The following is a 12,522-nucleotide window of genomic DNA, read 5'->3' on the forward strand; positions in this document are numbered from 1 at the left end:
AATCAAAGAGCGTATACTACTCGCCTCATCACCTTTTAAAAACAGGTCATAAAATTTCTTTAATTAGACTTTAAACCTGGCACGATTTATATCGGGAGATAAAATGCAATAGGACATTACAATTCAGAATTATTTTTTACTTTTCCAGAATTCCCACTTAGACTAGAGCACAATTTTGTTGCATATGCTTTTGCGCCCTATGACCATTCAGGAATTAAGAAGATACCTTCGTAAAACGCGTCGTCATCTCTCTAAATTTGAGCAAAGGCAGGCCGCACAAAAAGTCTTGAACCGTCTGATCCGTAGTCCACAATTTATTCATGCCCAACGTATTGGGCTGTATCTGCATGCGTTTGGGGAAATTCAGACTCAGGCGATTATTGAACGCTGCTTTCAGCTGGGCAAGCAGGTTTATCTCCCTGCAATTTGTGACATGAATCAGCATCTAGTCTGGATCCGGATCAGCCTGCATCAATACCATAACAGGCGCTTTGCCCACCATCGGCTGGGTATGCGAGAGCCCATGAGCACCCATGGTGTGCATGTTTCCAAACTGGATCTGTTGCTCATGCCATTATTGGCCTGTGATACTTCAGGCACCCGGATTGGTATGGGCGGCGGTTTTTATGATCGCACCCTAGCTTCTGCACCCAAACACCCTTTCCGTCTGGGACTTGCGTATGACTTTCAACTGGTTAGCCAACCTTTAAAACGGGAAAAATGGGATCAGCCCCTAGATGCTTTAATCACTCCGACAGTTTCTATCAAGTTCAAACGTTAATTTTTCAATTTTGCTCTTGATAACTACTTCAAAATCACATAATTAGTCATTTTTCATACAATTTAATCTCAACTGCCCTTGTATTTTTAAAATTACCCATCACTATTAAAAGCATGGCAACACCGTTGTCACTCATTAGGAGTGCCCATGTCTGAAATTATCATGAATCCAGAAACCTTAGAGCCGCAGGTTCCAAGTGTACTACCCCTTTTGGCGCTGCGTGATGTGGTGGTTTATCCGCACATGCAAATTGCGCTGTTTGTCGGTCGTGAAAAATCGATCAATGCAGTTGATGTGGCTCGTAACAGTGACAATCTAGTATTTGTGGTTGCACAAAAAGATTCGCTTACAGAAGAAATTGATCACGACAATTTATATCAATACGGTACTGTCGCGAAGATTGTGCAAGTTGTGAATCACGAAAATGATGAAAACTGTATTAAAGTCCTGATTGAAGGACTGCATCGTGCCAAGCTGAAAACGATCATTGACGAAAACGAGTATCTGACAGCAGAGCATGAACTCAGCCCAATGACAGTTACGATGGATAAAGACACGCAAGCTGTGCGCTTGCAAGAATTACGTGCGCTTTTCGCTCAATATGCAGAAGCGAAGTTACGTAATGCACGTGAACTGATCACTGCAGCCAACAAAATTGAAGATTTATTACAGTTATTGTTCTTCGTTGCAACCCGTGTTCCATTGAATATTGAAGTGAAACAAAAGTTCCTGGAACAGGACGAGTTCGAAGCGCATTTAACTGAATTAATGACTTATCTATTGCAACAGTCTGAAGAACAGCAGATCGAGCAAACCTTGCATGACTCTGTTAAACGTCAGATGGAAAAGAACCAGCGCGAATACTTCCTGAATGAAAAAATGAAAGTCATTCAGCGCGAGCTTTCTGATATGAACGGCGGTGCAGAAGATGATGTCGCCGAAATTGAAAAACGTCTTGCTGAAGCAGATTTGCCTGAGCATGTACGCAAGAAAGCAGAAAACGAGTTCCGCAAGCTGAAAGCAATGCAGCCTGCTTCAAGTGAAGCTGCCGTGGTACGCAACTATCTTGAAGTCATTCTGGATACACCATGGAATAAGGCCAGCAAAGTCAGCATTAACCTGAACAAGGCGCAGGAAATTCTGGATGCAGACCATTATGGTCTGGACGATGTCAAAGATCGTATTGTGGAATATCTTGCTGTTCAGTCACGTGTGAAAAAATTGCGCGGTCCGATTCTATGTCTGGTTGGTCCTCCAGGTGTCGGTAAAACATCACTGGGCGAATCCATTGCCAAGGCGACCGGTCGTGAGTTTGTCCGTATGGCGTTGGGTGGTGTACGTGATGAAGCCGAGATTCGTGGTCACCGTCGTACCTATATCGGTGCGATGCCAGGTAAAATCGTGCAGTCTTTAATTAAAGTAGGTGTGAAGAACCCGTTGTTCCTGCTTGATGAAATCGACAAGATGGCACAAGACTACCGTGGTGATCCTGCTTCTGCGATGCTTGAAGTACTAGATCCATCACAAAACAGCAAGTTCAGTGATCATTACCTTGATCTCGATCTTGACCTGTCAGAAGTGATGTTTATCTGTACTGCGAACAGCATGAACATTCCTGAGGCGCTGCTGGACCGTATGGAAGTGATTCGTCTTCCGGGTTATACCGAAGAAGAAAAAGTGAATATTGCTGAGCGCTATCTGGTTCCTAAAGCAATCAAGAACAATGGCTTACGTTCTAAAGAGCTTACAGTTCACGAAGAAGCCATTCGTGATATCGTGCGCCATTACACCCGTGAAGCCGGGGTTCGTAATCTTGAACGTGAAGTATCAAAAATTGCACGTAAAGTGGTAAAAGAAGCAGTCAGCAAGAAAGCTAAAAATCTTGAGGTAGATGTAACAGCAGTTAATCTTCCAGAATACCTGGGTCCACACAAATTTGACTATGGTATGGCGGAAGAAGAAGCACAAATCGGTCGTGTGAACGGTCTGGCTTGGACTTCTGTCGGTGGTGAGTTACTGACTATTGAGGTTGCTGCAGTTCCGGGTAAAGGTAAGTTTATTACTACCGGTTCTCTTGGCGATGTCATGAAAGAATCGATTACCACTGCCATGACTGTTGTGCGTACCCGTGCAGATGAACTCGGCATCGAAGCCTCTCGCTTTGAAGAAACTGATGTGCATGTGCATTTACCTGAAGGTGCGACACCAAAAGATGGTCCATCGGCAGGTTTGGCACTCACCACTGCACTGGTATCTGCCTTCACCGGTATTCCGATTCGTCCGGATATCGCGATGACAGGTGAAACCAGTCTGGGCGGTCGTGCACTACGTATCGGTGGCTTGAAAGAGAAACTTCTGGCAGCCCATCGTGGTGGCATCAAGCTGGTATTCATTCCACAGGAAAACGTACGTGACCTGGCGGAAATCCCAGAAAATGTCAAAGAAGGTTTAGAGATCAAAGCAGTAAAATCAATTGATGAGATTTTACCGCTGGCATTGACCTCCTTGCCAAAAGCATTGGTTAAACCGCCAATTGTGAAAACCAAAGAAGAAGCGAAAGCAGCACGTCATTAAGACCTGCTGATTCCTAAAAACCCTGCTCCGGCAGGGTTTTTTTATTGGGTAAAAAGCCACTTAACTCAATTATGGCTGTAGCGCCATAGCAACCAGCCCATCAATCACATACGTCATCTTGTTCAAGTCCAGCTTGTCTAAGGTGTCCAGTTCGGTGTTGTAATAAGGATTGCGATAATTCGCAGTATCGGTGATCAGCATAGTTGAATAATTGAATTTGGTATAATTCAGATAGCCCGAGAAACTCATATCCTGAGCAAAACTTGGACTGACAAAACGCTGACAATCCAACCTGTTAAGCCGTTGCATAGCATCACAATAATCGCCGGTCAGGCCGGTTGAGGCCAAATGTCCAATTGATGCAATAAAGTTGCCATTTCGTGGATAAATCCATTTTAATCCGACTGGATAACTCTGTACCTGATGTTCATCAAAATAGCCAATCGAATCCAGAATCACCACGCCTTTAATTTTCTGTTTTTGCACTTTTAATGATTTGGCATGTATATAACTGCCCATGTGTTCTGTCTTAAAAAAGGGTGGCTCTTCCAAGGTATAGAAAGCAAATTCAATATCATGCTTGAGTCTGGATTTTTGCAAAGCAAGTAGTCTTGCCGTTTCCAGCAGACCCGCTACACCTGATGCATTATTGTCAGCCCCATATCGGGCACTGAAAACATCATAATGTGCTCCCATTACCATCTTGGTTTTGGCTTGAGTATTGATTTGACAGACGACATTCCGGTAACTCAAGTTATTGACCACATAAACCTGATACTGACATGGGACACCCAGACGCTGCATCTGCCCTTTGATCCAGGCAGACACCCGATTCAGCTCCTTAATATTTTTATAATTCCGGTATTCATCCACATTCATAATCTGGCTAAAAAACAATTCCAGATGGGGGACTTGAGCACTTTTGCTTGAGCTGGCCATACATAGGCTTGAACCCATGAGACCAAGCAGTAACAGGAGCACAGTACAACATCCTTTTATCATGACACTGTTCCGCATTTATTATTATTCCATTCCTTTATCAAGCGGATACTTGAACTACGGACATTAAAGCAACACTAAATCCCCCCTTTCAATTTCAATTTGTTTCCTGGTTCAAATTCATGTTGTTTGATCGTTATAATGAAGTATCCAATTATTGATCTGCCTGTATGAAAATCCGTATTCTGACCATTGGTCAAAAAATGCCAGCTTGGGTGTTGACTGGTTTTGAAGATTATTTCAAACGTATTCAGCCTTTTGTACAGACCCAGATTATTGAACTGCCGATGGCCAAGCGCGGGAAAAATGATTCTGAAGCAGATATTCTGAAATACCGCAATATTGAGGGTGATAGCATTTTAAATGCACTGAAGCAGAATGAAATCCTGATCGCGCTAGAAGTAGGCGGACGTGAATTCAGTACTGAAAAACTGGCTGAAACCATGAAAAGCTGGATGCTGGAAGGCAATGATGTGGCACTTGCGATCGGTGGACCGGATGGTCACTCGGAAGCCGTGCGTAAAGCTGCGGCATGGCACTGGTCCTTGTCGAAGTTAACCCTGCCGCATCCTCTGGTACGTGTCATGCTGATTGAGCAGCTCTATCGTGCCATGAGCATCAATCATAACCATCCCTATCATCGAGCGGGATAATTTAATAATGCGTTCTGTATATGCAACGTTTTGTTGAATTATTACCCCTGCCTTTATCCCTGTTTTTATTGCATGATTAAAACATTCAACTAATGTGGTTTGACTTATGAACTTACAGACCTTGCCGGGCTTATTTATTTCTCATGGCTCGCCCATGCTAGCACTCAATCCCGAGCAGGTAGGCCCAGCATTGCGTCGCTTAAGCCTGAATCTGCCACGTCCAACTGCGATTATTGTCATGTCGGCACACTGGGAAAGCGAAGCGCTTGAGGTGAATACCGGCATCCGTCCTGAAACCTGGCATGACTTCCGCGGTTTTCCACCTGAGTTGTATGAATTACGCTACCCGGCTCCTGGAAATCCCGAACTGGCTGAGCAAGTGCTAGGCTTATTGGCCAATGCCGGTTTTTCTGCACATGCCAATAGTACCCGCCCGCGAGATCATGGTGTCTGGATGCCTCTATTGCATATGTATCCAGAAGCAGATATTCCAGTGGTTGAAATTTCTTTACCAATCACGATGAGTGCTGAAGATATTTACAGAATTGGTCAGACCTTGGCACCTTTGCGTGAACAGCAGGTATTTCTGATTGGATCAGGCAGTATTACTCATAATTTGCGGGAACTGTCTTGGCAGGGAAATACCGATGAGGTTCCTGAATGGGCCTCAACTTTCCGTAATTACGTAGTGAATAAACTGGTTCATAGTGATTTTGATGCCGTACTGGACTGGCAAACGTTACCCCATATCAAGCGTAATCATCCAACCTTGGAACACTTTGCGCCCTTATTCTTTGCTATGGGTACTGGAAACCGCTTCAGTGTCGTGCATAGCAGCTTTAGCATGGGTGCATTAGGAATGGATATTTACCGCTTCGACTAGCCGATAATACCGAGCTTTTAAGTTTAGCTTCTGATTTGGATACATTTTGTTAGCAAAAGCTACGATTTGTATCAATATTTTTCGCTAATCTCCTGATTATAATCACGTTGAAATTTAGCACATAGAATTACACTGATGAAATCAAGAATTTTTGCACTTGCTCTGCTCCCTTTAGCTTTAATTGCGTGTCAATCCTCTCATCTTCCTGCGACTTCAGGAGATACAGCTATTTCCACTCCATCGACTACATTAAAAACACCAGCGCAAATCCTGTCTGCTTATACCTGGGAACTGGATCGTGGACTAGAACGACCCATCGTACTCCATTTTGATGCTCAAGGCCGGCTGAACGCCGTTACGAGCTGTAATGGACTCGCAACGACATGGTCAGTCAAAAACAATATCATCACGACCAGCGAAGTCGTAGGCACCGAAATGGCTTGTGATGCAGCACTGATGGAGCAGGAACGTTTTGTCAGCCAGCTTTTGCAAAAGCGTGATATTCTTTTCAGCTTAGATCTCAGTGATTCTAATCAGCCAAAATTAAGCATTACTGCAGCCGATGGGAAAAAATATATTTTTACTGGAAAAATGACCCCGGAAACCAAATACCAAGGGCAGGCAGAAACTATTTTTCTGGAAATTTCTCCACAAACCAAAACCTGTACCGGGGTAGCTCTACAAACCTGTTTACAGGTGAAAGAAATTAAATATGATGATAAAGGTTTAAAGACTCAGGTCGATAAAGACTGGACTTTATTCTATGACCAGATTGAAGGCTTTCAGCACTCACCAGATGAGCGTCAGATTATCCGGGTAAAGCGTTATGAAATTAAGAATCCGGCTGCAGACCAGTCTAAATACGCCTATGTATTTGATATGGCAGTAGAGCGTGAAGTGGTAAAAACCACCCTCTAAAGCAAAAAATAAAAATAAAAAAACCGAGGTAAATACCTCGGTTTTTTCAGCTTAGACTAAGTCAGACTTAGAATACGCCTTGAGCAAGCATAGCATCAGCAACTTTTACGAAGCCCGCAATGTTTGCACCGTCCACATAGTTCACAGTACCGTCTTCCTTAGTACCGAATTTTACGCAGTTACGGTGAATTTCTTTCATGATCGCGTGTAAGCGCTCGTCAACTTCTTCGAAAGTCCAACCTAAACGCAATGCGTTTTGAGACATTTCCAGACCAGAAGTTGCTACACCACCTGCATTTGATGCTTTACCTGGCGCATAAAGAATTTTCGCTTCAACGAATTTCTCAACCGCTTCAAGCGTAGAAGGCATGTTTGCACCTTCAGCTACACAGATTACGCCATTGGCAAGAAGTGCAGCAGCATCGTCTGCATCCAGTTCATTTTGCGTTGCACATGGCAGTGCGATATCACACTTAATACCCCAAGGACGTTGGCCTTCAAGATATTCGAAACCATGTTTAGAGGCAAACTCTGAAATACGGCCACGTTTTACATTCTTAAGTTCCATAACTTCAGCAAGAAGCGCCTCAGTGAAACCGTCTTTAACGTAAACTGTACCCGCAGAATCCGAAAGTGAAACTACTTTCGCACCAAGGTACATTGCTTTTTCAGCAGCATATTGCGCAACGTTACCAGAACCTGAAATCGCAACGACTTTATCCTTGAAGCTTTCGCCACGAGACTTGAGCATTTCCTCAGCGAAATACACAGTACCGTAACCCGTTGCTTCCGGACGTGCCAATGAACCACCGAAAGTTAAGCCTTTACCAGTGAATACACATGCAGTGTCGTTACTTAATTTTTTCATCATGCCGGCCATGTAGCCCACTTCACGACCGCCTACACCAATATCACCTGCAGGGATATCTGTGTTCGCACCAAGGTGACGATACAGCTCGATCATTAAAGCTTGGCAGAAACGCATGATTTCGCCTTCTGATTTGCCTTTAGGGTCAAAATCAGAACCGCCTTTACCACCACCCATAGGAAGTGTGGTTAAAGCATTTTTAAATGTTTGCTCAAAGCCTAAAAATTTTAGGATTGAAAGATTCACTGAAGGGTGGAAACGCATACCACCTTTGAATGGACCGATCGCTGAGTTGTACTGTACGCGGAACGCACGGTTTACCTGAGTTTGACCTTGGTCATCTACCCAAGAAACTCGGAACTGGATCGCACGTTCTGGCTCAACTAGACGCTCTAGCAAACCATGTGCTGCGTATTGTGGATTCTTTTCAATGAACGGCCACAAACTGGTCATCACTTCTTCTACAGCTTGAAGAAATTCTGGTTGATGTGCATCACGTGATTTTACGTAATCTAGGAACTCATTAAGTGTGTTGTATTTCAACGCTTAATCCTCAGCAGAAAATGGATCAAAATTGGTCAAATTTACAATCAATGTTAAATTTTGGCGCAAAATATTAAATATCTTTTGTAACCAATCTACAATACTTTTTTTGAAAATACTTTAAAATTAATTTGATAACAAATATTTATATTGATTATGAATATTTTTTCTAGGTTATTAAATACCAATTGAATCAATACCTAATTGTCATTTTATGCCTAAAAATAAGGCATAAAATGACCTCAATTCGTGCACCACTCAGTATCCAAAAAACATGTTAAAATTAATAAATCGACATATTTTGTTTCACTTACTCTCTCATGCTTGCCATGAGTAATGCTGGTTATACATGAATTCGCCTATTTCTCTGGTCCAATCGATTGATACTTTACTCCCTCAAACCCAATGTGGACTCTGCGGTCACCGTGACGGATGTTTACCTTATGCCCAGTCGATTGCTGAGGGTGAAGATGCCAACAAATGTGTACCTGGCGGGCAGCCTGTTGCCGATGCTCTGGCCGTATTATTAAATCGCTCTAAACTACCGGCTGAAGAAAGCGTCTGGCCAGTTCAAGCCGATGGTCGTCCCCAGCGCATGAAAGCGGTTATTCGTGAAGATGAATGTATTGGCTGTACCAAATGTATTAGTGCCTGCCCGGTCGATGCAATTATTGGCTCAGGTAAACTGATGCATACAGTGCTTACTGACCTGTGTACCGGTTGTGAGCTTTGTATCCCGCCTTGTCCAGTAGACTGCATCGATCTGGTTGAAGATCAACAACCCTTACCGACTGAAGCACAGCGCATTGCAGAACAGGATGATCTGCGTCAGCGTTACTATGCGCACATCCAGCGTGAAGAAAAACGGCGTACCGATCGTAAAGGACCTGTGGTCCGTGCAGAAATCGATACTGCCCTGTTTGCCCGTTTCTCAGCTTTAAATGAGCAACTCCCCGTGATTGAAGTCGCGAGCAAGCCAGAGAATGCCCCCGTATCACTTGATTCCAAGACCACGATTGAACTGGCAAAACTACGTACCCAAATTAAAAAACTGGAAAAACAACTCTCAGTTCGTGAAGATGCCCGAAAGCGCGCCCAGTTAGAAGAATTGACACAGCAATTACAGGCTTTACAGGCTTTACAGGGATAACATGACAATTGCCAAGGCCAAGCCCGTTAAAAACATGACCAAAAAACAGATTCAGACCTTTTTTGAACGCCTGCGTGAACAGCGACCCAATCCAAAAACCGAGCTGAATTATGCTAATCCCTTTGAATTGCTGGTCGCAGTCACGCTGTCAGCCCAAGCCACAGATGTCAGTGTCAACAAAGCCACAGACAAACTGTTTCCAGTCGCCAATACACCGGAAGCAATTTATGCGCTAGGTGTCGATGGTTTGAAGGAATATATCAAGACCATTGGTTTATATAACTCAAAAGCAGTCAATGTGATTAAAGCCTGTGAAATGCTGATTCAGAAGCACAACAGCGTGGTACCGGATAATCGTGCGGATCTGGAAGCCCTGCCGGGTGTAGGTCGTAAAACGGCGAATGTGGTACTGAATACGGCCTTTGGTCAGCCGACCATGGCGGTCGATACACATATTTTCCGGGTCGGTAACCGTACTGGACTGGCAGTTGGTAAAAATGTGCTTGAGGTCGAGCATCGTTTAGTGAAGGTCATTCCAAAAGAATTTATTATTGATTCACATCACTGGCTGATTTTACATGGCCGTTATTGCTGTGTTGCACGTAAACCGAAATGCCATGAATGTGTAGTTGCAGATGTATGTAACTGGCCGGACCGGTTTGAGTTTGGTGCAGATCGTGCAATTCCGGTGAAAAATATTGAAGCTGAAACTTAAGCTCAGCTTTTTTCGTTTAGAGTACCTCAAAGCATTTATTTATTATTTTGCTCAGCCTGCTCTTGTTCGTGCTTCTGTTGAAGTTCTGCCTGTAATTTGGGATGTAACTGACGTGCCGGTACTTTTCCGGCATTTTCTGCCCGTTCTTCCTGGCGTACCTTGTTAAGTATTTTAAAACTGATATAGAACAAACCCACCACTACTGCCAGCAATATAACCATTAATACCAATATGCCAAATTTCATAGCAGCAAGCACCCTGTTTAAATACACAACAAAAAAGAGCCCTAATATGGCTTAGGGCTCTTCGATTGTCAAAATAATCGGTTAATGATTATTTTGATTGATCTAAAATCGCGAAAAGATCTTTTTGAACTTCGTCGATTGGACGCAAGCCATTCAGCTTGTCATAAGTCGGTGCATTTTCCCCAGATGCTGCACGGCCTTGGTAGAAACCCACCAGCTGTTCAGTTTCAGTGTGGTAAGAACCTAGACGCTTACGAATTGTTTCTTCCTGGTCATCAGGACGCTGAACCAGATCTTCACCTGTTTCATCATCTTTACCTTCCACTTTTGGCGGGTTGTAAACGGTGTGATAAACACGACCAGACGCCGGATGCTGACGACGGCCTGACAGACGTTGAACGATTTCTTCATCTGGCACATCAATTTCAATCACGTGATCAATTGCAATGCCTTCTTTTTCCAAGGCTTCTGCTTGAGGAATGGTACGCGGGAAACCATCAAAGATGCAGCCGTTTACACAGTCAGGTTGCGCAATACGTTCCTTGACCAGACCAATGATCAACTCATCAGAAACCAAACCGCCATTGTCCATGACACTTTTAGCTTGTAGACCTAATTCAGTTCCTTCACGAATTGCAGCACGGAGCATATCACCGGTTGAAATTTGTGGGATATTGTAGCGCTTACAGATCAACTGAGCTTGTGTACCTTTACCTGCTCCAGGTGGTCCGAGTAAGATAATGCGCATATATAAACATCCTCATTTAAACAATATGTATGACGCCACGACCACAATCACCCGATTGTGTCCCCCGGCATCTCATTATAAGAAAGCCACAAACAAATGGATTAAACCCGCGACAAAACCGGTTACCCCACCCAATAAAATCAGAATCCATTCATCTTCCTGAAATGCAGGACGTAAAAGATTCTGAAACTCCTTCGGAGTCAACTCACGTATGCGGTCTCTAAACATTTGATAGATTTTCTGTGCACGGCTCGCATTAAATGCTGGGTCGCATACAGGTACCATCGTAATTTCAATCGAGCGATCGATCAAGTCCGTCTTGAGTTTTGCATACTCTTTTGGTCCTAAAGACAGCTGTAAAGAGGTTCTGACCAGGGGTGTTTCCATAATTTCATTAATATGACGTTTGATAATGCGGCGGGTTTTATCTTTTCTGCCGCCATACATCATCTCGGTCATGATCGATTTTAACGTAATCAGATCTTCTGTGACTACACTTGCGAAGACGTCAGAGACTTCATCCTGACGTTTCATAAATGCGCCTTGTATGTTATAGGTGCCGATACGAGGAATCACCGGTTTGATCCATGGAAACTTGCGATCTGCGGTACGGCTAAAGAATTGCAGGTATTTTACCGGATGTGGTTCTAGTGGGTTGAAGACCATCCAGATGGCAATCCAGTTGGTCAAAAAGCCCCAGATGGCAGCCCAGAACGGTACGGTCCAGTGCCAAGGCACCACAAACCAGACAATCATCTGGAAAATACCAAAGAACATCCCGATGAGCGCACTGATATGCCAGATGAAATTGATCTCTTTTTGACCCACTTTCAGGAACATGCGTACCATAAGTCGGCGGTCACCTTCCATCTGGCTGACCACCATTTCACGCATATCCACAAGTGACTCGACGTTCATGGTCAGCTCAGTCACTAATTCACGTAAAATTGCCGGCATTTGTTTCTGTGCTTGTGCATAAATTCTGCGCTTGATGGCAAAAGGTAGGTTTTCCCAAAGGACCGCATTGCGATCCATCATGACTTCATCAATCAGGTGTTCCAGTTCAAAGCCAACCTGCTCCCCAATGATCCGTGCCATGTCATCGGGATCCATCGCCTGTAAGAACTCACGGATGGAACCTAGTTTTGAGAGTGTATTATCGGTAATAATGCCTGAAATACGCCCAGCTTTGCGTGGCACAATTCCCTGCCAGCCGATAGGAATGGGCCCTAAATGAAAACCCCAAAAATTGATCGGATAAAAGACCATTTTCAGTGCCATCCAGACGTGAGCCCAGGTTACAAATGCAGTCACCGGAATAATGCTGAGCACGGCCCAAAAATCTGGGCGATTTACAAAGGCTTGCCACAACTCGTTGATGTACTCAAGCATGCATAATTTCCATATTTAATTTTTTGTTCACAGAATACACATATTAATAAGGT

At 43.9% G+C, this 12,522-nt stretch carries 12 protein-coding genes; 7 read left to right on the plus strand and 5 right to left on the minus strand.

Translation table 11 applies throughout. The annotated features are described in order from the left end of the window. The first annotated feature begins 199 nt into the window (after positions 1–199). A complete protein-coding gene (locus AY607_RS00805) occupies positions 200–781 on the plus strand; it encodes a 5-formyltetrahydrofolate cyclo-ligase (RefSeq protein ID WP_064101462.1) in 582 nt (193 codons plus the stop codon). A 147-nt stretch (positions 782–928) separates the two neighbouring features. Continuing rightward, complete coding sequence (lon, locus tag AY607_RS00810) at positions 929–3,355, plus strand: endopeptidase La (RefSeq protein ID WP_064095588.1); 2,427 nt, start codon at positions 929–931, stop codon at positions 3,353–3,355. A gap of 69 nt (positions 3,356–3,424) precedes the next feature. On the opposite strand, the gene AY607_RS00815 is transcribed toward lon, so the two are convergent. Continuing rightward, entirely contained in the window at positions 3,425–4,357 is a 933-nt protein-coding gene (locus AY607_RS00815; RefSeq protein WP_081408783.1) for a M28 family peptidase, read from the minus strand. A 167-nt stretch (positions 4,358–4,524) separates the two neighbouring features. Between AY607_RS00815 and rlmH the strand changes: the two genes are divergently transcribed. The 3 genes from rlmH to AY607_RS00830 all read left to right on the plus strand — a co-directional run bounded on the left by rlmH (position 4,525) and on the right by AY607_RS00830 (position 6,808). Beyond that, a complete protein-coding gene (gene rlmH, locus AY607_RS00820; protein WP_064095590.1) occupies positions 4,525–5,007 on the plus strand; it encodes a 23S rRNA (pseudouridine(1915)-N(3))-methyltransferase RlmH in 483 nt (160 codons plus the stop codon). A 106-nt stretch (positions 5,008–5,113) separates the two neighbouring features. Beyond that, a complete protein-coding gene (locus tag AY607_RS00825; protein WP_064101464.1) occupies positions 5,114–5,890 on the plus strand; it encodes a dioxygenase in 777 nt (258 codons plus the stop codon). A gap of 135 nt (positions 5,891–6,025) precedes the next feature. Next, positions 6,026–6,808: an META and DUF4377 domain-containing protein gene (locus tag AY607_RS00830; protein ID WP_064101465.1), complete on the plus strand. Its 783-nt coding sequence runs from the start codon at positions 6,026–6,028 to the stop codon at positions 6,806–6,808. A 67-nt stretch (positions 6,809–6,875) separates the two neighbouring features. Here AY607_RS00830 and gdhA read toward each other — a convergent pair whose 3' ends face one another. Next, positions 6,876–8,219 (minus strand): NADP-specific glutamate dehydrogenase, encoded by a 1,344-nt coding sequence (gene gdhA / locus AY607_RS00835; protein ID WP_064101466.1) that lies wholly within the window; start codon positions 8,217–8,219, stop codon positions 6,876–6,878. Between the two features lie 349 nt (positions 8,220–8,568). Between gdhA and AY607_RS00840 the strand changes: the two genes are divergently transcribed. Further along, complete coding sequence (locus tag AY607_RS00840) at positions 8,569–9,369, plus strand: RnfABCDGE type electron transport complex subunit B (protein WP_064101467.1); 801 nt, start codon at positions 8,569–8,571, stop codon at positions 9,367–9,369. 1 nt (position 9,370) lies between these two features. Continuing rightward, positions 9,371–10,084 (plus strand): endonuclease III, encoded by a 714-nt coding sequence (gene nth / locus AY607_RS00845; RefSeq protein ID WP_064101468.1) that lies wholly within the window; start codon positions 9,371–9,373, stop codon positions 10,082–10,084. A gap of 35 nt (positions 10,085–10,119) precedes the next feature. Here nth and AY607_RS00850 read toward each other — a convergent pair whose 3' ends face one another. The 3 genes from AY607_RS00850 to AY607_RS00860 all read right to left on the minus strand — a co-directional run bounded on the left by AY607_RS00850 (position 10,120) and on the right by AY607_RS00860 (position 12,469). Beyond that, a complete protein-coding gene (locus AY607_RS00850) occupies positions 10,120–10,329 on the minus strand; it encodes a hypothetical protein (RefSeq protein ID WP_064101469.1) in 210 nt (69 codons plus the stop codon). Positions 10,330–10,417: 88 nt separating this feature from the next. Continuing rightward, positions 10,418–11,077 carry an adenylate kinase gene (gene adk / locus AY607_RS00855; protein WP_064095597.1) on the minus strand — a complete coding sequence of 220 codons (660 nt, stop codon included), beginning with the start codon at positions 11,075–11,077 and terminating at the stop codon, positions 10,418–10,420. A gap of 75 nt (positions 11,078–11,152) precedes the next feature. Continuing rightward, the gene (locus tag AY607_RS00860) at positions 11,153–12,469 is read right to left on the minus strand and encodes a hypothetical protein (RefSeq protein ID WP_064101470.1); all 1,317 of its coding nucleotides are present in this window, start codon (positions 12,467–12,469) and stop codon (positions 11,153–11,155) included. Between the last annotated feature and the right edge of the window lie 53 nt (positions 12,470–12,522).

This window comes from Acinetobacter sp. SFA (assembly GCF_001647535.1).
In the GTDB taxonomy this organism is placed as follows: Bacteria; Pseudomonadota; Gammaproteobacteria; order Pseudomonadales; family Moraxellaceae; genus Acinetobacter; species Acinetobacter pecorum.

Excerpts from the sequence above, each read along its gene's own strand:
- AY607_RS00805 (WP_064101462.1), top strand. The coding sequence starts at position 200 with ATGACCATTCAGGAATTAAGAAGATACCTTCGTAAAACGCGTCGTCAT.
- lon (WP_064095588.1), top strand. The coding sequence starts at position 929 with ATGTCTGAAATTATCATGAATCCAGAAACCTTAGAGCCGCAGGTTCCA.
- AY607_RS00815 (WP_081408783.1), bottom strand. The coding sequence starts at position 4,357 with ATGATAAAAGGATGTTGTACTGTGCTCCTGTTACTGCTTGGTCTCATG.
- rlmH (WP_064095590.1), top strand. The coding sequence starts at position 4,525 with ATGAAAATCCGTATTCTGACCATTGGTCAAAAAATGCCAGCTTGGGTG.
- AY607_RS00825 (WP_064101464.1), top strand. The coding sequence starts at position 5,114 with ATGAACTTACAGACCTTGCCGGGCTTATTTATTTCTCATGGCTCGCCC.
- AY607_RS00830 (WP_064101465.1), top strand. The coding sequence starts at position 6,026 with ATGAAATCAAGAATTTTTGCACTTGCTCTGCTCCCTTTAGCTTTAATT.
- AY607_RS00840 (WP_064101467.1), top strand. The coding sequence starts at position 8,569 with ATGAATTCGCCTATTTCTCTGGTCCAATCGATTGATACTTTACTCCCT.
- nth (WP_064101468.1), top strand. The coding sequence starts at position 9,371 with ATGACAATTGCCAAGGCCAAGCCCGTTAAAAACATGACCAAAAAACAG.
- AY607_RS00850 (WP_064101469.1), bottom strand. The coding sequence starts at position 10,329 with ATGAAATTTGGCATATTGGTATTAATGGTTATATTGCTGGCAGTAGTG.
- adk (WP_064095597.1), bottom strand. The coding sequence starts at position 11,077 with ATGCGCATTATCTTACTCGGACCACCTGGAGCAGGTAAAGGTACACAA.
- AY607_RS00860 (WP_064101470.1), bottom strand. The coding sequence starts at position 12,469 with ATGCTTGAGTACATCAACGAGTTGTGGCAAGCCTTTGTAAATCGCCCA.